Consider the following 22,680-nt stretch of genomic DNA (forward strand, 5'->3'; position numbering starts at 1 on the left):
TACAGCGTACCTGGCAGGGACCTCGGTGCACGCTGATTCGCTGTAGCGCAGTTGACGCAGGCCTGCGGGAACGGGCGCCTCGCTGAGTCAGTGACTCACTGACTCACTGACCCAGTGACTACGGCCACGATGGCTGCGCCCCGTTACCCGCGTTACAGCGGGACGCGAAGCGCGCTCACCACAACTAGCCGATATGACTGCGCTGCGCGGCGTACAACTCCCGGAATGTGCGCCCCACCGGTGCGGGCATGTCGCGGGTGTCGGTCCAGCCAGCGCCGGCTAACGGCAACTTGGCGATCGACCGATTGCTTCCGCCGAGGCGCTCCAGCACGCGCACGGCGAGCTTCGTGACAAGCGCATACATCCCCGGATGCAGCGCCATAAAGCCCCACACAGCCAGGCCGGCGCGTTCCTTCCACGGACGCAGTCGTCGCTCCACCTGCTTCTCGCGCAGCTTTCGCAACAGATCGGACAACGGAATCCCAACCGGGCACACGCTATTGCACTCGCCACATAGCGTGGCGGCCTGCGGCAGATCCAGCGCCTTTTCGAGGCCGACGTAGCTCGGCGTCAGCACCGAGCCCATAGGTCCGGGATACACCCAGCCATACGCATGTCCGCCCACCTTCTGATACACGGGACAATGGTTCATGCACGCGCCGCAGCGAATGCAGCGAAGCATCTCCTGAAAATCGCCGCCGATCAGCCCCGTGCGCCCTCCGTCGACGAGCACTACATACATGTGCTCCGGCCCGTCCTGATCGCCCTCGCCTCGCGGTCCAGTCAGGAGCGAAAAGTAATTCGACGTGGTCTGGCCGGTCGCCGAGCGCGGCAGCAGACGCATGGCCGTGGCGAGGTCTTCGAGCGTAGGCAATACCTTTTCGATGCCGGTTACGGCCACATGCACGCGCGGCATGACGGTGCACATGCCTTCGTTGCCCTCGTTCGTGACGAGCACGACCGAGCCGGTTTCCGCGATCACGAAATTGCCGCCCGTCACGCCCATGTCCGCGCTCAAGAAGTGCGGCCGCAGCACCTGCCGCGCTTCGAGCGTCATGTCGGGAATTTCGGTGAGGCGCGGCCGGCCATGTGTTTTGGCGAAGAGGTCGGCGATCTCGTCTTTATCCTTATGCACAACCGGCGCGATGATGTGGCTCGGTGGCTCGTTGCCGTTGATCTGCAGAATGTATTCGCCGAGATCGGTTTCAATGGACTGTACGCCCATTTGCCCGAGCACTTCGTTCAGGCGCATTTCTTCGGTGACCATCGACTTCGTCTTGATCACCTTCTTCACATCGTGCCGGCGTGCAATGTCACCGACGAGCCTCGCCGCCTCCTGAGTGGTCTCCGCGAAAAGCACCGTGACGCCGCGCCGGGTCGCCTCGCGCTCGAAGGTTTCCAGCCACACGTCGAGGTTTTCGAGCGCGCGATTGCGACGTTCCTTGAGCGCCGCGCGCGTGGCGGCGAAGTCGATTGCCGTCATCGCGACGGCGCGAGCGGAAACAAACTTGGTGGACAGCTTAGTCAGGTTCTGCTGCAACCGCTGGTCCGCGAGTTTCTGACCGGCGCGCGCCTTGAACTGCATGGACTGGATTTGCATGGCGATCCCCTTAAACGTCCCCGGCCAGCACTTGCGCGATGTGCAGCACGCGCGTCGCGGTATCGCCGGTACGCCTTAAACGCCCTTCAATATTGAGCATGCAGCCCAGGTCGCCTAGCACGACCGTGCCTGCACCGCTGTCGCGGATATTCCCGCATTTTTCGTCGACGATCGCAGTGGAAATGTCGCCGTACTTGACCGCAAACGTGCCGCCGAAGCCGCAGCAGTGCTCGCAGCCCTTCATTTCCGTCACCGCCACGCCCACTTGTGCGAGGAGCTCGCGCGGCTGCGCCTTGACGCCAAGCTCGCGCAGCCCGGAGCACGAGTCGTGATAAGTAACCGGCCCTCCGAACTCGCCCGGCTGCAATTGCACGTGGGCGACATTCACGAGGAAATCGGTGAGTTCGAAGACCTTGGCCCGCAGCCGGCCGAAGCGGTTCATCAGTTCGGGATCGTCAGCGAAGAGGTCGCCGTAATGCGTGCGGATCATGCCGCCACACGAGCCCGAGGGCACCACCACGTAATCGAACTGTTCAAACTCCCGCAGGGTCTTCTCGGCGAGATCGCGGGCGATACGGCGCTCGCCCGAGTTGTACGCGGGCTGCCCGCAGCATGTCTGCGCCGGTGGGACTACGACTTCAAAACCAGCGTCCTCGATCAGCTTGATGACCGAAAAACCGATTTCGGGCCGCATCAGGTCGATGAGGCAGGTGACGAACAATCCGACTCGCATGAGCCCTCCTCCGGGAAAACGTCCCTGATTATCCGCTGTTTGGCGGACAATACCAACGCTCGGAAGGTGTAGGACGAAGGCCTCGCCGAATTCGAAGAGCTCTTCCAAGTGCGTTCGCTTTTTTCACGATACGAGATACAATCAATTTCCGCTGTTTGACGCGTCAACTGATTCTTCTTATGAGCGACACGAACCCGGATCCCAAAACTTCGATCCAGGTGATCGAACGCATGATGCGCCTGCTCGACGCACTCGCCGCGCATAGCGACCCGGTCAGCCTGAAAGAACTCGCCATCCGCACGCAGCTGCATCCGTCCACCGCGCATCGCATCCTGAACGACATGGTGATGTGCCGGCTGGTCGATCGGTCCGATCCCGGCACTTACCGGCTCGGCATGCGCCTGCTCGAACTCGGCAACCTGGTGAAAGCGCGCCTGTCGGTGCGCGACGCGGCGCTCACGCCGATGCGCGAACTGCATCGCGAGACCGGCCAGACGGTGAACCTGTCGGTGCGTCAGGGCGACGAGATCGTCTACATCGAACGCGCGTATTCGGAGCGTTCGGGTATGCAGGTGGTGCGGGCCATTGGCGGACGCGCGCCGCTGCATCTCACCTCCGTGGGCAAACTTTTTCTCGCCGCCGACGAATCGACGCGCGTGCGCGCCTACGCGACACGCACGGGCCTGTCCGGTCACACGCAGAACAGCATCACCGATCTCGCCAAGCTGGAGCGCGAACTGTCGCACGTACGCCAGCAGGCTTGCGCGCGCGATAACGAAGAACTCGAACTCGGCGTGCGCTGCATCGCCGCGGGTATCTACGACGATACGGGCAAGCTGGTCGCCGGCTTGTCGTTGTCCGCGCCGGCCGATCGCCTGCAAGACTCCTGGCTCGGCCAACTCAGCCAGACCGCGCTCGTGATTTCCGAGGCGCTCGGGTATCGGCCGCAAGCTTCACAAGGTCATAACCACCATCCGGGCTCGCACGCGTAACGCGAAAACCGTCCGTCGAATGAAAAAAGCCCCGCAGAAGTGCGGGGCTTTTTAACTTCAAGCGGCTGGCCGGCAAGCCGGCCGTGCGCGAACAGCTCAGGTTCCGGGACCGCCGGCGTCGGCGCTCGTGATACGCGCCTGGTCGCCGCCGTTGTCGAGCCACGTGCGCAGCCGCGTCGCATCGGCGAAACGCGAATACTTGCCCGACGAATCGAGCAGCACCAGCACCATCGGACGGCCATGAATGTTGGCTTGCATCACGAGGCATTCGCCCGCTTCGTTGATGAAACCCGTCTTCTGGAGACCGATGTCCCAGGTCGGGTTACGCACGAGTGCGTTAGTGCTGTTGTAGGCCAGCGTGCGCTTGCCGGTGTAGACCTCATAACTGTGATCCGTTGAGAACCTGCGGATCAGCGGATATTGATAGGCCGCGTTGACCATCTTCACGAGATCGCGCGCGCTCGACACGTTCTGGCTCGTCAAACCCGTTGGATTCTCGAAGTGCGTGTCGGTCATGCCGAGTTGCCGCGCCTTTGCGTTCATGGCCGCGAGAAACGCCGGGCGGCCACCGGGGAAGTAGCGCGAAAGCGCTGCAGCCGCGCGGTTTTCCGACGCCATCAGCGCAATGTGCAGCATGTCTTCACGCGAGAGCACCGAGCCCACGGACAGGCGCGAGCCAGTGTTCTTCTCGTAATCGCGGTCTTCGTCCGTGACTTCGAGCTGATCGGTCATCGGTTCTTTCGAATCGAGCACGACCATGGCCGTCATCAGCTTGGTGATGGACGCAATCGGCACCACGGCGCGCGAATTCTTGTCGAAGAGCGGCTCGCCCGTGTTCTGATCGACCACGTACGCGACGCTCGAGCGCAGCATCAGCGCGTCCGGCGTTTCGTGCAGCCCGAATGCCTGGCCAACGGTCGGCTGCCGCGGCTCATATGCGACGCGCCGCACTACGGAGCGATGACGTCCGTTCGACGTATAAGTCACACGCTTGCGCTTGACGCTCGCGCGGGGCGCGTCGTCGTCGACGGCTGCGGTCTTCGCCACCGCGGCTTTGCCCGCTTTAGCCGACTTGCTGGACACCTTGGCGGTGGCAGCCGGCTTGGTCGCGGCTTTCGCGTGTTTCGAGGTTTTTGCAGATGCAGCTGGCGTAGCGGCAAAAGTGCTCACCGGGGCGCCAAGCGCGGCCGCGAGGACCATGGAGGCAGCCACCGACAGCGCGGTGCTGCGCGCCGCGCCGTGGATCACTTTTAGCGACGAAAACATGTCGGTTTTCATGGGTGTTCTATGAGGAGCGGCGAGAGATTTCCGCAAGTGTAGTAAAACAACGAAAATTTAGCAATTTGAAGCACTTATGGGCGCTCCTTAAACCGGCTTATAAGCTCCGATCGCAAAAATACAAATAAGTGCCGCGCCTCGATCGAAAAAAACGATCGGGACGCCGAGCCCCGCCATCGCCGTTCCGCTCAAAAAGGGCGTGATCCTTCAAGCATAACGGCAATTTCGAGACAACCTTGATGAGGGGAAACACGAGCGCCGCACAACCAGCACCGCAACGCCTCGCGCGACGCTTTGAATGCGCGGCGCCTGCGCGATGTTAAGTGTCCGCTGCAAATCGAAGGACGCGCATTCGACCAGCATCAGCGATTAACGTTCCGTGACACTTTATGGTTTACATCGATTCGCTTGCGCGGCGATATTTTGTTAAATGACAACCCTGCGCTCCACCCGCTTTGCGACGCACAACTATCACGTAAAAGCGGGCATTTTCCGGAACTAACTACCGAAAAATCGCCGCACCAGCTCAGTGCAACGGTCAATTCGACCGCGTCACGCGCTTGTCATGCCTAGCGCATAAGCTATTGTTTTCTAAGTGGTTTCTTAAAATTGTGCAATGCACAAAAACCGCTTGACATTCGCTGGCGGCATCTTAAAATAGGATCCATTGCTGCGATGCACAATTCATCGCGGTCCGGGCAGACGAATCTGCGTCTCGCCACCACCCAATGCGGTCTGCAAAGATGGGCCGCGATCCAGGAGCGTAAACCATGACTTTGCTGACCCCCGAGCAATTCGCTGCAGCCCAGAAAGCTAATTTCGAAACGCTGTTCGGCCTGACGACCAAGGCATTCGAAGGCGTCGAAAAGCTGGTTGAACTGAACCTGCAAGTCGTGAAATCGACGCTCGCGGAAAGCCAGGAAAATGCCCAACGCGCGCTGTCCGTCAAAGACGCGCAAGAACTGCTGGCACTGCAAGCAAGCCTCGCACAGCCGGTCGCTGAAAAGGCGCTGTCGTATGGCCGTCACGTGTACGAAATCGTCTCGGCAACGCAAGGCGAGTTCGCCCGCGTAGCCGAAGCGCAATTCGAAGAGCAGAACCGCAAGGTTCAGTCGCTCGTCGAAAACGTCGCGCGCAATGCACCGGCCGGTTCGGAAACCGCCGTCGCCGTGATCAAATCGGCCATCACCGCCGCCAACACCACGTACGAGACGGTTCACAAGGCCACGAAGCAGGCTGTTGAAATCGCCGAAAGCAACTTCAACGCAGCCGCTACGGCCGCGTCGAAGGCAGCTTCGCAAGCCGCAGCGCAAGCATCGCGCTCGGCCAAGAAGCCGGTCTAACGTTCGGGCCTCGCTCCTCGGGCTTGCCCGGGAGCGTGACTTGAAGGCGTTATTTGCGCCGGCCCAGCTCACCGCTGCGCCGGCGCTTCTGCAAGCAACAGCGTCGTGCCGTTGCCGCTCACACGGTTTCAATTGGCCGAACGCTCCGATACGTTGACTGACGTATCGTTTGCCCGGCGAAGCGCCGGGATTTTTTTGCGCGGCGTCACCACCCCGCTGGGGGACGATCCGGCAGCAAACCTATCCCGCTCGCTGTCCCAAATGAAAACGGCGCGCCCCGCAAAGGGCGCGCCGTTTTTCGTTGGCACGATCCGCACGAATGCGGATGTACCGTGCACACTACTTCTTTTTCTGCGGCGGCAAGTCCGTACACACGCCTTCGTAGAGTTCGGCGGCCATGCCGATCGATTCGCCGAGCGTGGGATGCGGGTGAATCGTCTTGCCAATGTCGGTGGCATCCGCGCCCATTTCGATCGCGAGACACACCTCGCTGATCAGGTCGCCTGCATTCAGACCGACAATTCCGCCGCCGATCACGCGATGCGTTTCCTCGTCGAACAGCAGCTTCGTGAAGCCCTCGTCGCGTCCGTTGGCAATCGCGCGGCCCGAAGCGGCCCACGGGAATACTGCCTTGCCGTACTTGACGCCTTCGGCCTTCAACTGGTCTTCCGTCTTGCCGGCCCAAGCGACTTCCGGGTCGGTGTATGCCACCGAAGGAATCTGCAGCGCGTCGAAGTACGCCTTCTCGCCATGAGCCGCTTCGGCAGCAACGTGGCCTTCGTGCACGGCTTTATGCGCGAGCATCGGCTGGCCGACGATATCGCCGATCGCGAAGATGTGCGGCACATTCGTGCGCATCTGCTTGTCCACGTCGATGAAACCGCGGTCCGTTACCGTCACGCCCGCCTTGTCCGCGCCGATCTTCTTGCCATTCGGCGAGCGGCCGACTGCCACCAGCACCAGGTCGTAGCGCTGGGCCTCGGCCGGAGCCTTCTCGCCTTCGAACGACACGTAGATGCCGTCGTCTTTGGCCTCTGCCGCGGTGGTCTTGGTCTTCAGCATGACGTTCGCGAAACGCTTGCTGTTGTACTTCTCCCAGACCTTGACGAGATCGCGGTCGGCGCCTGCCATCAGACCGTCGAGCATTTCGACGACGTCGATCTTCGCGCCGAGCGTGGCGTACACGGTCGCCATTTCCAGGCCGATAATGCCGCCGCCGATCACCAGCATCCGCTGCGGAATCTGGCGCAGTTCGAGCGCGCCGGTCGAATCCACCACGCGCGGATCTTCCGGAATAAACGGCAGCTTCACCGCTTCCGAGCCCGCAGCGATGATCGCCTGCTTGAACTTCACAACCTTCTTGCCGCCTTCGGTCTGCACTTCCATGTGATTCGGATCGACAAAAGAGCCGGTCCCGGTCACGACTTCGACCTTGCGCATCTTGGCCATGCCAGCGAGGCCGCCCGTCAACTTTTTGACGACGCCCGACTTGAAGTCGCGCAGCTTGTCCAGATCGATCTGCGGCTTTGCGAACGTGATGCCATGAGCGCCGAGCGCTTCCGCTTCGTCGATCACGAGCGCGGTGTGCAGCAGCGCTTTGGACGGAATACAGCCGACGTTCAGACAAACGCCGCCAAGCGTAGCGTAGCGCTCGACCAGCACTGTCTTCATGCCGAGGTCGGCCGACCGGAACGCGGCGGAATAGCCGCCAGGGCCCGAGCCGAGCACGAGCATGTCGCATTCGATGTCCGCGCTGCCGGAGAAGCTACCGGCTTGCGGCGCGGGCGCGGCGGCTTGAGGCTTCGCCGCGGCGGCCTGAGGTTTCGCTTCAGCCGGCGCTTTTTCGGGTTCCTTCGCCGGAGCCTTGGGCGCATCTTTCGCGGGCGCCGCGTCCGCCGACGTTTCGACGAGCGCGATGATCGTGCCTTGCGAAACTTTGTCGCCAGCCTTGACGCGGACTTCCTTGACGGTACCGGCTGTGTCGCTCGGCACTTCAATGGAAGCCTTGTCGGACTCGAGCGTCATCAGCGCCTGTTCGTTCTCGATGACGTCGCCCGGTTTGATGTTGACTTCGATGACATCGACGTCTTTGAAGTCACCGATATCCGGCACTTTTACTTCGACGAGACTCATAGTGTCCCCTTCTCTTATTGACTGTGATGAACGAGGAACCTGCGCCGTCAGGCGAAAACGCGCCATTCGTCTGGCTGCTTTTCTCTGGAATACGGAGGAAAGCAGGCGACGCCCTGCACAAGGGCGACGCTAATGCACCGACGCGAAAGCAGGTTCTACAGGGAGACGCGGATCAAAGAAAAGACCAGCGCCTCGCGCAACATCACAATCAAAGAATCACACGCCGGAAATCGGCAAGAAGCGCCCCAAGATACGCATTGAAGCGCGCAGCTTCGGCCCCATCGATCACGCGGTGGTCGTAAGACAGCGACAGCGGCAGCATCAGCTTAGGTACGAACTGCTTGCCGTCCCACACCGGCTTCATCGCGCCACGCGACAAGCCGAGAATCGCAACTTCGGGCGCATTGATGATCGGCGTGAAGTTCGTGCCGCCAATACCGCCCAGCGACGAGATCGAGAAGCATCCGCCTTGCATCTGGTCCGGCTTCAGCTTGCCTTCGCGCGCCGCTTTCGACAGGTCGGTCATTTCCTTTGCGATTTCGACGAGACCCTTCTTGTCCGCGTCGCGAATCACCGGAACCACGAGACCGTTCGGCGTGTCGGCGGCAAAACCCACGTGGTAATACTGCTTGAACACGAGGTTGTCGCCGTCGAGGCTCGCGTTGAACGTCGGGAATTTCTTCAGGGCCGACACAACGGCCTTGATCACGAACGCCAGCATCGTGATCTTCACGCCGGCCTTTTCGTTTTCCTTGTTCAACTGCACGCGCAGCGCTTCCAGTTCGGTGATGTCCGCTTCGTCGTTGTTCGTGACGTGCGGAATCATGACCCAGTTGCGATGCAGGTTCGCACCGGAAATCTTCTTGATGCGCGAGAGCGGCTTCGGGTCGACCGGACCGAACTTCGTGAAGTCGACCTTCGGCCACGGCAGCAGATTCAGCTCGCCGCCGCCGGCAGCCGCGGGCGCGGCTGCACCGGCCGGCGCTGCGCGCTGGCCCGTCATGACGCCCTTGATGAACGCGGTCACGTCAGCTTGCGTAATGCGGCCTTTCGGACCCGTGCCCTGCACCTGCGTCACATCCACACCGAGTTCGCGCGCGAACTTGCGCACCGACGGCGAAGCGTGGCTCGGATGCCGTGCGCCGCCCTCGCCGGCCGGAATCACCGGCGCTTGCGCAAGTGCGGACGGCGAAGCCGGAGCGGGCGACGGCGTAACCGGCGCGTCCGACGGCTTTTCGGTTTGCTGCTTCGGTGCTGCTGCGGGTGCCGGAGCGGGTGCCGCGGCGGCGCCTTCGGCTTCCACCACGACAATGACCGAGCCTTCGGAGACGGTATCGCCGACCTTGACCTTCACTTCCTTTACGACGCCGGCGGCCGAGCTGGGCACGTCCATCGTCGCCTTGTCGGATTCGAGCGTGACGAGCGACTGCTCTTTCTCGACGCGATCGCCGACCTTCACCGCGACTTCGATCACGGGAATGTCTTTGTAGTCGCCGATATCCGGCACCTTGACATCCTGCAGGCCGCCGCCGGTTGCAGCGGGCGCTGCGGCCGGTGCAGGTGCGGGCGCAGGAGCAGCAGCGGGGGCAGCAGCAGGGGCAGGAGCGGCAGCGGGCGCCGGAGCAGCCGCGCCGCCTTCGGCGCCGTCCAGCACGACGATCAGCGAACCTTCCGACACGTTGTCGCCGACCTTGACCTTCACTTCCTTGACGACGCCGGCTGCCGAACTCGGCACATCCATGGTCGCCTTGTCGGACTCCAGCGTGACGAGCGATTGCTCTTTTTCGACGGTATCACCCGCCTTGACCAGCACCTCGATCACAGGAATGTCCTTGTAATCGCCGATGTCCGGCACCTTGACTTCGATCGCTTGACTCATTGTTAGTGTCTCCTGGGCCGCGCACGCACCTGCCCCTGACGATCAGGAACAGGCGCGCACGCCGTGGCACACGGGGAATGATGCCTTAGACGGTCATCGGGTTGGGTTTGGCGGGATCAAGGTTGTATTTCTTGAGCGCCTCGGCGACGACCTTACGTTCGATCGTGCCCTCGTCTGCCAGTGCGTTCAACGCGGCCACCGTGACCCAGTAGCGGTCGACTTCGAAGAAGTGGCGCAGCTTTTCGCGCGTGTCCGAACGGCCGTAACCGTCCGTGCCCAGCACGACGAAACGTTGCGGCACGAATGCGCGAATCTGCTCGGTCAGCGCGCGCACGTAGTCGGTGGAGGCAATCACCGGACCAGGCGCGTCCTTCAGGAGCTTCTCGACGTGCGAGACTTTCTTCTCTTCGGTCGGATGCAGCAGGTTCCAGCGCTGTACTTCGTGACCTTCGCGCGCGAGTTCGGTGAAGCTCGGGACGCTCCACAGATCGGCGGCGACGCCCCAGTCGTTCTTCAGCAGGTCGGCGGCGGCGATCACTTCGTTGAAGATCGTGCCCGCGCCCATCAGCTGCACGCGCGGCGCGCTCTTGTCGAACCCGCTGTCGGCATCGGCCTTGCGGAACGCGTACATGCCCTTGATGATGTCAGCCGCTACGCTCTCGCCCTGCGGGATCGCCGGGTGCTCGTAGTTCTCGTTCATCACCGTGATGTAGTAGTACACGTCTTCCTGATCAGCGACCATGCGGCGCAGGCCGTCCTGCATGATGACCGCCAGTTCGTAACCGAACGTCGGGTCGTAGCTGATGCAGTTCGGCACCGAAGCGGCCCACAGCAGCGAGTGGCCGTCTTCGTGTTGCAGACCTTCGCCGTTCAGCGTCGTGCGGCCCGCGGTTCCGCCTAGCAGGAAGCCGCGCGAGCGCATGTCGCCAGCGGCCCATGCGAGGTCGCCGATGCGCTGGAAGCCGAACATCGAATAGAAGATGTAGAACGGGATCATGATCTCGCCGTGCGTCGAGTACGACGTCGCGGCTGCGATCCAGTCCGACATGCCGCCGGCTTCGTTGATACCTTCCTGCAGAATCTGACCGGTTTCCGACTCGCGGTAGAACATCAGCTGGTCGGAATCTTCCGGAATGTACTTCTGGCCATCCTGATTCCAGATACCGATCTGACGGAACAGGCCTTCCATACCGAACGTACGCGACTCGTCGGGCACGATCGGCACGATGCGTTTGCCGAGCGCCTTGTCCTTCAGCAGGATGTTGAGAATGCGCACGAACGCCATCGTCGTGGAAATCTCGCGGCCTTCGCCCGTGCCCTTCAGCAGCGGTTCGAACGCCGACAGGTCCGGCACCGGCAGCGATTCGGCCTTCTGACGGCGCGCCGGCAGATAACCGCCGAGTTCCTGACGGCGGGCACGCATGTACTCGAGTTCCTTCGAACCTTCTTCGAACTTGAGGTACGGAACGTTCACCAGGTCTTCGTCGGCGATCGGCAGACGGAACTGGTCGCGGAATTTCTTCAGTTGCTCCACCTGCATTTTCTTCTGCTGGTGGGTGATGTTCATGGCCTGGCCGGCTTCGCCCATGCCGTAGCCCTTGATCGTCTTCGCAAGAATGACGGTCGGCTGGCCCTTGGTCTGGGTGGCTTCGGAAAACGCCGCGTAAATCTTGTGCGGGTCATGGCCGCCGCGGTTCAGATTCCACACGTCTTCGTCCGACCAGTCGGCGACCAGCGCCTTCAGTTCCGGCGTATTGAAGAAGTGCTCCCGAACGAACGCGCCCGACTCCGACTTGTACGTCTGATATTCGCCGTCCACGACTTCCATCATGCGGCGCATCAGCGCGCCCGACTTGTCGCGCTGGAACAGTGCGTCCCAACGGCTGCCCCACACGACCTTGATGACGTTCCAGCCCGCGCCGCGGAATTCGCTTTCCAGTTCCTGGATGATCTTGCCGTTACCGCGCACCGGACCGTCGAGGCGCTGCAGGTTGCAGTTGATCACGAACACGAGGTTGTCGAGCCGTTCGCGGCCGGCCATGCCGATCGCGCCAAGCGATTCCGGTTCGTCCGTTTCGCCGTCGCCGAGGAAAGCCCACACCTTGCGGCCTTCGGTCTTAGCGATGCCGCGCGCCTGCATGTACTTCATGAAGCGCGCCTGGTAGATCGCCATGATCGGGCCAAGGCCCATCGAAACGGTCGGGAATTGCCAGAAGTCGGGCATCAGCCACGGGTGCGGATACGACGAGATGCCCTCGCCGCCCACCTCCTGGCGGAAGTTGTCGAGCTGCTGTTCGGTCAGACGGCCGAGCAGGAACGCGCGCGAGTACACACCCGGCGACGAGTGGCCCTGCACGAACACGAGATCGCCGCCGTGTTCGGGCGACGGCGCGTGCCAGAAGTGGTTGAAGCCGACGTCATACAGCGTGGCCGCCGACGCGAACGACGCGATGTGGCCGCCGACATTGGTGTCCTTGCCGGCGCGCAGCACCATGGCAATGGCGTTCCAGCGCGTGTACGAACGGATGCGGTGTTCGATGTCCTGGTCGCCGGGAATCTTCGCCTGACGCGTGACCGGAATCGTGTTGATGTACGGGGTGTTGGCGGAGAACGGCAGATGTTCGCCATGCACGCGGGCAAACTCGATCTGCTTCTCGATCAGGTAGTGGGCACGGTCGGGGCCAACAGCAGAAATCACGCCATCCAGCGCTTCGAGCCATTCGCCGGTTTCCTGGGGATCGTCGTCTTTCTCAGCGGCGACATATTTCATGACTTCGTCGGGTACAGCGGACATGCTCGTCTCCTGGATATAGAGGAACGCTCTTTGGACAGACGACGCGGACGAAGCACGGCCGCGGCAGCTTCGGCCGATTGTAATAAGGGTCCCGACGTCCACGCAACAAAATTTTCGAATTACGAGATCGGTTCTCATAATGCGGAAAATTGTTGCGGCGCAACCTGATTTGACTGCCTTTTGACGGATACGCGAGCTAGTGTGCGCCGATTAACGGCACTTTCCGTGATTTTTTGCGCCATTTGGGAAGTACGCGCTGCGCTACAATGCCACGCATGTTGACCGAACGGCTTTTCGCTCGCTCGGCGCGCACCGCCGGTTCGCCGACGGATTCGACGCCGTCCTCCCGCTGGCACCATGGACCATGGTGGTCGAATTCCTATTTGCTGACGCCGCTCCTGTCGATCCTGGTTTTCCTGGTCGTCATGAGCCTGATTCTGTGGAGCCTGAACCGGCGCGAGCAGCAGCAACAGGAAGACACGCTCTACCGTAACGTCGCATGGGCCCAGCAGCAGATCCGCCTGTCCATGACGGGCGCGCAAGAACAGATCCAGGCTCTCGCCCGCGACCTCGTGGCGGGCCACGCCGATCCGCAGTCGTTCCAGGTGTCCACCACGGACATCATGCAGGGGCATCCCGAGATCCTCTACATGAACTGGTACACGAGCCAGCAGCAGCCGCGCTGGCCCAGCACGGCGCTTCCGGTATTCGGACAGCGGCTCGCGAAGCCTAACGACACCCAGATGGACGAGGCAGTGAAAGCCGCCTTTACCGAGGCGCGCAGCACGCGCCGCCAGGTCTACTCGCCGCTCATCTACGACGACCTCGGCAACGGCTACATCACGTTGCAAACACCGGTCTATCGCGACCGCGAATTTCTCGGCTCGATTGCCGCCGTGTTTTCGGTCGAAGGCATTCTGAAGCACGACATCCCGCCCGAGCTGTCGGCCAAGTACAAGATTTCGATCATCGACGCGAACAACCGCGAGCTGACCACCACGTCCACGCGCCCGCGCCTGCCGCGCGACATGTTCTACGACCTGCCGCTCGACCCGCCGGGCCAGGGTGTCTCGGTGCGCGTCTATGCGTTCCCGCAAATGACCAATTTCACCAACAACACACTCGTGTGGCTGGTGGCGGGTCTATCGTGTTTCGTGCTGTGGAGTCTGTGGAGTTTGTGGAAACACACGCGGCAGCGTTTCGAGGCGCAACAGGCGCTTTACGCAGAAGCGTTTTTCCGTCGCGCGATGGAAAATTCCGTGCTGATCGGCATGCGGGTGCTCGACATGCACGGCCGCATCACACACGTGAATCCGGCGTTTTGCCGGATGACCGGCTGGGACGAAAGCGACCTGGTGGGCAAGACCGCACCGTTCGCCTACTGGCCGCGCGACGCTTATCCGGAGATGCAGCGTCAGCTCGACATGACGCTGCGCGGCAAGGCGCCCTCTTCGGGCTTCGAATTGCGCGTGCGCCGCAAAGACGGCTCCACGTTCCACGCGCGCCTCTACGTATCGCCGCTCATCGACAGTTCGGGCCGTCAGACCGGCTGGATGTCGTCGATGACCGACATCACCGAACCCAAGCGCGCGCGTGAAGAACTCGCCGCCGCACATGAGCGCTTCACGACCGTGCTGGAGAGCCTCGACGCCGCCGTCTCGGTGCTCGCCGCCGATGAAGCCGAACTGCTGTTCGCCAACCGCTACTACCGGCACCTGTTCGGAATCCGCCCGGACGGCCACCTGGAATTGGCGGGCGGCGGGTTCGATAGCGCACAGGCGTCGTCGGATTCGATCGATATGGTGGATACCTACGCCGGACTGCCTGCCGCCGCGTTGACGGAGAGCACGGCCGACGCGCAGGAAATCTATGTGCAAAGCATCCAGAAATGGTTTGAAGTGCGCCGCCAGTACATTCAATGGGTGGACGGCCACCTTGCGCAGATGCAGATCGCAACCGACATCACCACGCGCAAGCAGGCGCAGGAACTGTCGCGCCAGCAAGACGAAAAGCTGCAGTTCACGAGCCGGCTGATGACCATGGGCGAAATGGCCTCGTCGCTCGCGCACGAACTGAATCAGCCGCTCGCCGCGATCAATAACTATTGCTCGGGAACCGTTGCACTGGTTAAATCCGGTCGGACGACGCCTGACAACCTCCTGCCCGTGCTCGAAAAGACCGCCCAGCAGGCGGTGCGCGCCGGCATGATCATCAAGCGGATTCGCGAGTTCGTGAAACGCAGCGAGCCCAAGCGTCAAGCTACGCGCGTGGCGGACATCGTCGCAGACGCGGTGGGCCTCGCGGAGATCGAGGTGCGCAAGCGGCGCATTCGCATCGTCACCGACATGCGCTCGCGGTTGCCCGTCATTTACGTCGACCCGGTGCTGATCGAGCAGGTGCTGGTCAACCTGCTCAAGAACGGCGCCGAGGCGATGGCCGAAGCGCGGCCCAATGCGGTCGATCCGGTGATCCGCGTGGTCGTGCGGCTGGAAAGCGGCTTTGTCTGCATCAGCGTCGTCGACCAGGGTCCGGGTGTCGACGAAGCAACGGCCGAGCGGCTGTTCGAACCGTTTTACAGCACCAAGTCCGATGGTATGGGCATGGGGCTGAACATTTGCCGTTCGATTATCGAATCGCACCGCGGCCGTCTGTGGGTGGTCAACAACGTCGAGTCAGACGGCCACATCACGGGCGCCACGTTCCATTGCAGTCTGCCTATTGGAGAGCCCGACGGCCCGAGCAACGGCGGGTCAGAGGCGCCGACACCACAAACCGTTACGGGAGAGCTATGAACAGCCCAGTCACCACACAGGAAACTGTCTTTGTCGTCGACGACGACGAGGCCGTGCGAGATTCGCTGCGCTGGCTGCTGGAGGCAAACGGCTACCGCGTGCAGTGCTTTTCGAGCGCCGAGCAATTCATCGACGCATGGCAGCCGCATCAGCATCCGGGCCAGATAGCCTGCCTGATTCTCGATGTGCGGATGTCCGGCATGAGCGGACTGGAACTGCAGGAGCGTCTGATCGCCGACAATGCGTCGCTGCCGATCATCTTCGTGACAGGTCATGGCGATGTGCCGATGGCAGTGTCCACGATGAAAAAAGGCGCGATGGACTTCATCGAAAAGCCGTTCGACGAAGCCGAGTTGCGCAAGCTCGTCGAGCGCATGCTCGACAAGGCGCGCAGCGAAAGCACGAGCGTGCAGCAGCAGCGCGCGGCCGCCGAGCGTCTCGGCAAGCTCACCGCCCGCGAACATCAGGTGCTGGAGCGGATCATTGCCGGCCGCCTGAACAAGCAGATCGCCGACGACCTCGGCATCAGCATCAAGACGGTCGAAGCGCACCGCGCGAACATCATGGAAAAGCTGAACGTCAACACGGTCGCCGACCTGTTGCGACTCGCGTTGTCGAACAAACCGCAGCAAGCGGCACAATAAGCGCGGGCGGCCTGCTTCAGGCGCGCCTGCTGCCGCGCTTAACGCGAACTGAAAGGCCGTCGCCCCCGGCGGCCCGGTCGGCGCGGTCGGTCCACACGGCCCCCAAGCGGCCGGACTACCCAGTCCGGCCTTTCGCCGGTTCTTCCTCGCTACTTCTTCGTCAAGGCAAGCGCTCGCGTCGATCGGACGTCATCGGCATGACCGCGCACGCCGGTATAATGACGGACTTTGCAGCGGCGCCTAGCTCCGATTGGCGTCACGTGCTTTTCTTGCGCCGACCCGTTCCCGCTGAAAAACGCCACGGTGCGCGGCACGCGCGCTGCTCCGCTTTCCATACTGTCCCTCTCGACCGACCATGACTGCCAAACTGATCGACGGCCTCGCCCTTTCCAAGACCCTGCGCGCCGACGTGGCCGCGCGCGCCGCCGCACTCACCGCTCGCGGCCATCAGCCGGGGCTTGCCGTCGTGCTGGTCGGCGACAATCCGGCAAGCGAAGTCTATGTGCGCAACAAGGTCAAGGCGTGCCACGACAACGGTCTCGGCTCATCGCTCGACCGCTATCCGGCCGATCTGCCGGAAGCCGAACTGCTCGAACGTATTGACGAACTGAACCGCGATCCGCGCATTCACGGCATTCTCGTGCAGCTTCCGCTGCCGCCGCATATCGATAGCCACAAGGTGATCGAGGCGATCGCGCCCGAGAAAGACGTGGACGGTTTCCACGTCGCCAATGCCGGCGCATTGCTGACCGGCCAGCCGCTGTTTCGCCCGTGCACGCCGTACGGCGTAATGAAGATGTTTGCGGCTTACGACATTCCGCTTCACGGCGCGAACGCGGTGGTGATAGGACGCTCGAACATTGTCGGCAAGCCCATGGCGCTGTTGCTGCTCGAAGCGGGCGCCACGGTCACGATCTGTCACAGCAAAACGCGCGATCTGGCCGCGCATACGCGCAACGCCGACATCGTGGTGGCCGCCACCGGCCTGCGCAACATTCTCACCGCCGACATGGTGAAGCCGGGCGCGGCCGTGATCGACGTCGGCATGAATCGCGACGAAGCCGGCAAGCTGTGCGGTGACGTGGATTTTGCAGGCGTCAAGGAAGTGGCCGGCTACATCACGCCGGTGCCGGGCGGCGTCGGCCCGATGACAATTACGATGTTGCTCGTCAACACGATCGAAGCCGCGGAACGTGAGGCCGCGCGGCACGCTTGAGATAAAAAAGAAAGCGCTGAGCGTTGCCCTGCCCCGCGCTTTCAACTCGCTTCGCACCCTACTCGGAGGTCGGCTCTCGCATCAGTTCGAGCCGACCTCCCGCTTCGCTTCCTGCCTCGCTTTCAGACTCACTTACTGCCACACTTCAAGACCACCCTCGCGTCGCTTCCAGCCGACGTCTCGTCATCTCCTCGCCCTGCTCCCCGCCCCGCTCATCTCGAATATCTGTCTCACACGCATCGCGTCTCACGGCGTTGCCGTCGCAGAAGACACAACCCGTCACTCCAAGCCTCGATCGACCGCCCAACACGTTCACCACACGCTCTAGCGCACGGCCTGCTCGCTCACCGGCACGCCGTCGGGACGCGGCGCCCGCCGGCGCGCGAGGCGCCCACGGCACCACATCAGCACCGGCCGCTCGACGCAGTGCCACGACAAAGCCGCGCAGAGCAGGATAAACGGGGCGGCGATCAGCACTGCCGTCACATGGCTCAACTGCGGAGCCATATTCGCGACGCATTGCTGCACCATGAAGCCATACAGATAAATTCCGTACGAGTAGTCATGGCGTGGCACGAACCGCCGCAACAGCGGCGTCGTCCCGATCCACAGTACGCCGTACACAAAAGCCAGATAGAACAGCGGCTGCGCGCCGGCCGTGTCGCGGAAGACGAGGAACACCATGGTGAATGCGAGCGCGGTCAGACCGTCGATACTGATCCGCTCCCGCAAGCCATAGAGCAGCATGCCAAGCATGAAAAACGGCTCCGGCCAGAACGAATAGCCGCCGGGCGTCTCGGTGAAGTCGCGCAGGCCAATCTGTACGAGCGGCAGCGAATGCGGCGTCAGATGCGGCGGTAAATGCACGCGCAGTACGAAAGCGGCAATGCCGAGCGCCGCCGCGAGCGCGACGCCGCGCGCGCTCGACAGCAACCCGAGCAAGCCGGTTGCGAGCACGATCAGGTAGCAGCGTACTTCGAGCGGCAGCGTCCACAACGGTCCGCACACGTCGACGGGAAAGCGGTTGTGTTCGAACACGCCCGGCAGCGCCCAGCCGGTTTTCATCACGATGGTCGAGAAGTTGTCCAGATTCGCCCACGTCATGCCCGAACTGAAGTACTCACGCAGCGGCAGCGTCGTGAAAAGCGGTCCGACGATGAAAACCGTAACGAGCGATCCAAGCGCCACGGCCGGCCACAGGCGGGCAATCCGCAGCACGGCGAAGCGCGGCACAGAGCGTTGGCGGTCGAAGCTGGCGGTCACCAGCATGCCGCTCAGCAAAAAAAACGCGTACACACCGAGCGCGCCGAAACCGTCGAAACCGAGCGCGTTTTCGACCCAATCGGTCGTGCCGTCAGGTGACTGCAGCAGATACGAATGGCCATACACCACGGCCACGGCGGCCAGCAGCCGCACGAGGTCGAAATTGTTGCCTTTGCGCGATAAAGCGTGCGAAAGCGGGGTCATCGGTACCTCTCCTGCTGAAAAGCGTCGCAACGCGATAGACACGTCAGAATGCGGCGCGGCACCATTTGGCACCGTTCGTTTTCGCACAAAAGCGCTACGGGCGGCCACATCTGCTAATTTGTGTGCCGGCGATTGGAATCGGCGCGCCCCGCCCCAATAATGCTGATGTGCGGTGTAATAACCGCCACGAGCCGCCGCAGCGCGCACGCGGCTCAAGCACCGATTAAAGTACCGATTACCCGTTCACCCGCGTCAGACAGGAAGCCTCATGTCCACTACCGTCTCGAATCACGACAATCCGCTCCTCGATTTCTCCGACCTGCCGCGCTTTGGCGACATCCGCCCCGAACATGTCACGCCCGCACTCGACGTGCTGCTCGCCGATGCGGCCGCCGCCGTCGAACGCGCCGCCCAGCCGATCACGCCCGCTTCGTGGGCCGATGTCGTCGAGCCCGTCGAGCGCGCGACCGAACCGCTGTCGCGCGCCTGGAGCGTCGTGGGCCATCTGAACGCCGTCGCCGACACGCCCGAGTTGCGCGCCGTGTATGGCGAAAATCTGCCGCGCGTGACCGAGTTCTGGTCGAGCGTCGGTCAGAATCTCGCGCTCTACGAGAAGTACAAGACGCTGAACGCGAGCGATGAATTCGCCTCGCTGACGAGCGAACGCAAGAAAATTCTTGGCAACGCGCTGCGCGACTTCCGTTTGTCCGGCGCGGAATTGCCTGAAGACCAGAAGCCGCATTTCGCCGAGTTGCAGGAACGTCAGGCAGCGTTGTCGAAAGCGTTTTCGGACCACGTGCTCGATGCGACCAACGCCTACGCGTATTTCGTCGAAGCCGGCAACGAGGCGGAACTGGCCGGCCTGCCGGAAGACGTGATCGAGGCCGCGAAGGAAGCAGCCGAGCGCGAAGGCAAGACCGGCTACAAGTTCACGCTGCATTTCCCGTCGTACTTCCCGGTCATGCAGTACTCGGAAAACCGTCCGATGCGCGAAGCGATGTACCGCGCATATGTGACGCGCGCATCCGAACTGGGCCCGCAATACGGCAAGGGCAAGCCCGAATGGGACAACACGTCGGTGCTCGCCGACCAGTTGAAGCTGCGTGCCGAAGAAGCGCATATGCTCGGCTACAAGAATTTCGCCGAGGTATCGCTCGCGCCCAAAATGGCCGAATCGCCGGAACAGGTCATGGCTTTTCTCGAAGACCTCGCCACGCGCGCGCGACCGCATGCGGAACAGGACTGGAAGGAGTTGCGCGAATTCGCTTCGAGCGAACTCGGCTTGAGCGATCTGCAACCGTGGGACATGACGTTCGCCGCGGAACGTCTGCGTCAGAAGCGCTACTCGTTCTCAGAGAACGAGGTCAAACAGTATTTCCCTGAAGACGCCGTGTTCAAAGGCCTGTTCAAGGTGACGGAAACGCTCTTCGGCGTGCGCATCCGCCGCGACGAAGCAGCCGTCTGGCATCCGGACGTGCGCTTTTTCCGCGTCGAAAACCAGGACGGCGGCCTCGTCGCGCAGTTCTATCTTGACCTGTATGCACGCGAAGGCAAACGCGGCGGCGCCTGGATGGACGACGCGCGCGGCCGTCACAAACATACGCATGGCGGCGTGCAAACGCCGGTTGCTTATCTGACCTGCAACTTTTCTGCGCCGGTCGGCGGCAAGCCGGCCTGCTTCACGCACGACGAAGTCATCACGCTTTTCCACGAATTTGGGCATGGCCTGCATCACATGCTCACGCGTGTGGACGAGCTCGGCGTTTCGGGCATCAACGGCGTGGAATGGGACGCGGTCGAACTGCCGTCGCAATTCATGGAGAACTTCTGCTGGGAGTGGGATGTCCTCTCGGACATGACGTCGCACGTCGAAACCGCTCAGCCGCTGCCGCGCGAACTGTTCGACAAGATGCTGGCCGCGAAGAACTTCCAGAGCGGTCTCGGCACGTTGCGCCAGATCGTGTTTTCCATGTTCGACATGCAGTTGCATACCGGCTTCGACGCAGCAGGCATGAAGAACGCGACCGAACTTGCAAGCGAGATCAACGAGCGCTTCCATGTCGTGCCGCAGGCGCCGTTCTCGCGCTGGCCGAACACGTTCAGCCATATTTTTGCCGGCGGTTATGCGGCCGGCTACTACAGCTACAAGTGGGCTGAAGTGCTCTCCGCCGACGCCTACGCGGCATTCGAGGAAGCGGCGCAGGCAGCGAGCGGCAGCGTGCTCGACCAGACAACCGGCATGCGTTACCGCAAGGAGATTCTCGAAGTCGGCGGCAGCCGTCCGGCGATGGAATCGTTCAAGGCGTTCCGCGGACGTGAGCCGAACATCGACGCCTTGTTGCGACACAACGGCATGACGCCCGCCGCGGCGCATTGAAACGCCGCACGATGCGCGGAGGAAACCCTCGGCGCATCGATCAGTGCCGATGTAAAGAAGCCGGTGTTCCGCGCGAGCGGACACCGGTTTTTCTTTAGCTAAAACCTGCCGCGCTCAACCGCGATGCAGCTTGAAATCCACCTCTGCGGGACGCCCTTCGAGCGACAGCGCCGCGCGCGCAGCCGGTGCACGGCTCACCACCTTGCCGCGGCTTATTACCGCCAGCCGCGCCGCGCGCAAACGGATCGCTTCGACGGGGTCGCGCGCGTCGAGCAGCACGAGATTGGCCGCGCAGCCAGGCGCGACGCCATAGCCTTCCAGACCGAGAATGCGCGCTGCGTTCACCGTGACCGCGTCGAAACACGCGTGCATGCCTTCGACGCCTGTCATCTGCGCGACGTGCAAGCCCATGTGCGCGACTTCGAGCATGTCGCCCGAGCCCAGGCTGTACCACGGATCCATCACGCAATCGTGGCCGAAGGCGACGTTGATACCCGCCGCCATCATCTCCGGCACGCGCGTCATGCCGCGCCGCTTGGGATACGTGTCGCTGCGTCCCTGTAACGTGATGTTGATGAGCGGATTCGCGATGGCCGCCACGCCCGATTCGCGCATGAGCGGCAAGAGCTTGCTCACGTAGTAGTTGTCCATTGAATGCATCGACGTCAGATGCGAGCCGGTGACGCGCCCATGTAAGCCGAGACGCTGCGTCTCGGCCGCGAGCGTTTCGATGTGGCGCGACATGGGGTCGTCCGATTCATCGCAATGCATGTCCACGCGCAGGCCCTGCTCCGCCGCATACTCGCACAGCATGCGCACCGACTGCGCGCCGTCGGCCATGGTGCGTTCGAAATGCGGAATGCCGCCGACCACGTCGACGCCCATTGCGATCGACCGCTTCAGGTTCTCGAAAGCGCCTGGGCTGCGCAGCACGCCGTCCTGGGGAAACGCCACCAGTTGCAGATCGAGATAAGGCGCGACGCGGCGCTTCACTTCGACAAGCGCCTCGACAGCGAGAAGACGCGGATCGCACACATCGACGTGACTGCGGATTGCGAGCAGCCCGCGCGCGACCGCCCAGTCGCAGTACTGCATCGCGCGTTCGATCAACGCGTCCTGCGTAAGTTGCGGCTTGAGTTCGCCCCACAACGCAATACCTTCGAGAAGCGTGCCCGACGCGTTCACGCGCGGCAAACCATACGAGAGCGTCGCGTCCATATGGAAATGCGGATCGACGAACGGCGGCGTGACGAGCGAGCCGGCAGCGTCGATTTCCTCGCGCGCGGCGGCGGCGAGATTCGGTTCCACGGCAACGATGCGCCCCGCTTCAATGCCGATGTCGAGCGGCTGCCCGGCTTGCGGCGCGATGCTTTTCGGCAGCATCGCGTGGCGGATGATCAGATCCATCTCTCCCTCCTTGTCTGTATGTCCG

General features: G+C 62.4%; 14 protein-coding genes. 6 read left to right on the plus strand and 8 right to left on the minus strand.

The genetic code is table 11. The features are described from left to right. Window positions 1-184: 184 nt before the first annotated feature. Entirely contained in the window at window positions 185-1,600 is a 1,416-nt protein-coding gene (locus tag ACTJLB_RS09985; RefSeq protein ID WP_440783152.1) for a LutB/LldF family L-lactate oxidation iron-sulfur protein, read from the minus strand. 10 nt (window positions 1,601-1,610) lie between these two features. Further along, window positions 1,611-2,333 carry a (Fe-S)-binding protein gene (locus ACTJLB_RS09990; RefSeq protein WP_440783333.1) on the minus strand — a complete coding sequence of 241 codons (723 nt, stop codon included), beginning with the start codon at window positions 2,331-2,333 and terminating at the stop codon, window positions 1,611-1,613. A 179-nt stretch (window positions 2,334-2,512) separates the two neighbouring features. Between ACTJLB_RS09990 and ACTJLB_RS09995 the strand changes: the two genes are divergently transcribed. Next, window positions 2,513-3,325: an IclR family transcriptional regulator gene (locus ACTJLB_RS09995; protein ID WP_027775436.1), complete on the plus strand. Its 813-nt coding sequence runs from the start codon at window positions 2,513-2,515 to the stop codon at window positions 3,323-3,325. Between the two features lie 96 nt (window positions 3,326-3,421). Here ACTJLB_RS09995 and pbpG read toward each other — a convergent pair whose 3' ends face one another. Next, on the minus strand, window positions 3,422-4,603 hold the full coding sequence (gene pbpG, locus ACTJLB_RS10000) for a D-alanyl-D-alanine endopeptidase (RefSeq protein WP_020065497.1): 1,182 nt from the start codon (window positions 4,601-4,603) through the stop codon (window positions 3,422-3,424). Between the two features lie 770 nt (window positions 4,604-5,373). Here pbpG and ACTJLB_RS10005 point away from each other — a divergent pair. Further along, window positions 5,374-5,946, plus strand: a complete 573-nt coding sequence (locus tag ACTJLB_RS10005) for a phasin family protein (RefSeq protein ID WP_020065495.1) — start codon at window positions 5,374-5,376, stop codon at window positions 5,944-5,946. A gap of 339 nt (window positions 5,947-6,285) precedes the next feature. Here ACTJLB_RS10005 and lpdA read toward each other — a convergent pair whose 3' ends face one another. The 3 genes from lpdA to aceE form a co-directional block, all read right to left on the minus strand. After that, entirely contained in the window at window positions 6,286-8,079 is a 1,794-nt protein-coding gene (lpdA, locus tag ACTJLB_RS10010) for a dihydrolipoyl dehydrogenase (protein WP_440783153.1), read from the minus strand. A 208-nt stretch (window positions 8,080-8,287) separates the two neighbouring features. Beyond that, window positions 8,288-9,958 carry a dihydrolipoyllysine-residue acetyltransferase gene (aceF, locus tag ACTJLB_RS10015; protein WP_310065470.1) on the minus strand — a complete coding sequence of 557 codons (1,671 nt, stop codon included), beginning with the start codon at window positions 9,956-9,958 and terminating at the stop codon, window positions 8,288-8,290. 85 nt (window positions 9,959-10,043) lie between these two features. After that, entirely contained in the window at window positions 10,044-12,752 is a 2,709-nt protein-coding gene (gene aceE / locus ACTJLB_RS10020; protein ID WP_408197190.1) for a pyruvate dehydrogenase (acetyl-transferring), homodimeric type, read from the minus strand. A 275-nt stretch (window positions 12,753-13,027) separates the two neighbouring features. Here aceE and fixL point away from each other — a divergent pair, with 275 nt between their 5' ends. The 3 genes from fixL (at window position 13,028) to folD (ending at window position 17,404) form a co-directional block, all read left to right on the plus strand. Further along, window positions 13,028-15,544 carry an oxygen sensor histidine kinase FixL gene (fixL, locus tag ACTJLB_RS10025; RefSeq protein WP_033379390.1) on the plus strand — a complete coding sequence of 839 codons (2,517 nt, stop codon included), beginning with the start codon at window positions 13,028-13,030 and terminating at the stop codon, window positions 15,542-15,544. Next, a complete protein-coding gene (gene fixJ, locus ACTJLB_RS10030; RefSeq protein WP_020065489.1) occupies window positions 15,541-16,188 on the plus strand; it encodes an oxygen response regulator transcription factor FixJ in 648 nt (215 codons plus the stop codon). The genes fixL and fixJ overlap by 4 nt, the downstream gene beginning before the upstream one ends. 355 nt (window positions 16,189-16,543) lie before the next feature. Continuing rightward, a complete protein-coding gene (gene folD, locus ACTJLB_RS10035) occupies window positions 16,544-17,404 on the plus strand; it encodes a bifunctional methylenetetrahydrofolate dehydrogenase/methenyltetrahydrofolate cyclohydrolase FolD (RefSeq protein WP_440783154.1) in 861 nt (286 codons plus the stop codon). A gap of 324 nt (window positions 17,405-17,728) precedes the next feature. Here folD and ACTJLB_RS10040 read toward each other — a convergent pair whose 3' ends face one another. Then, on the minus strand, window positions 17,729-18,871 hold the full coding sequence (locus tag ACTJLB_RS10040; RefSeq protein WP_440783155.1) for an acyltransferase family protein: 1,143 nt from the start codon (window positions 18,869-18,871) through the stop codon (window positions 17,729-17,731). 268 nt (window positions 18,872-19,139) lie between these two features. On the opposite strand from ACTJLB_RS10040, the gene ACTJLB_RS10045 reads away from it, so the two are divergent. After that, on the plus strand, window positions 19,140-21,248 hold the full coding sequence (locus tag ACTJLB_RS10045; protein ID WP_440783156.1) for a M3 family metallopeptidase: 2,109 nt from the start codon (window positions 19,140-19,142) through the stop codon (window positions 21,246-21,248). 114 nt (window positions 21,249-21,362) lie between these two features. Here the strand turns inward: ACTJLB_RS10045 and ACTJLB_RS10050 are convergent, their stop codons facing one another. Beyond that, on the minus strand, window positions 21,363-22,655 hold the full coding sequence (locus ACTJLB_RS10050; RefSeq protein ID WP_087754042.1) for an amidohydrolase family protein: 1,293 nt from the start codon (window positions 22,653-22,655) through the stop codon (window positions 21,363-21,365). Window positions 22,656-22,680 lie beyond the last annotated feature (25 nt).

Source organism: Paraburkholderia sp. 22098, assembly GCF_052045935.1.
In the GTDB taxonomy this organism is placed as follows: Bacteria; Pseudomonadota; Gammaproteobacteria; order Burkholderiales; family Burkholderiaceae; genus Paraburkholderia; species Paraburkholderia caledonica.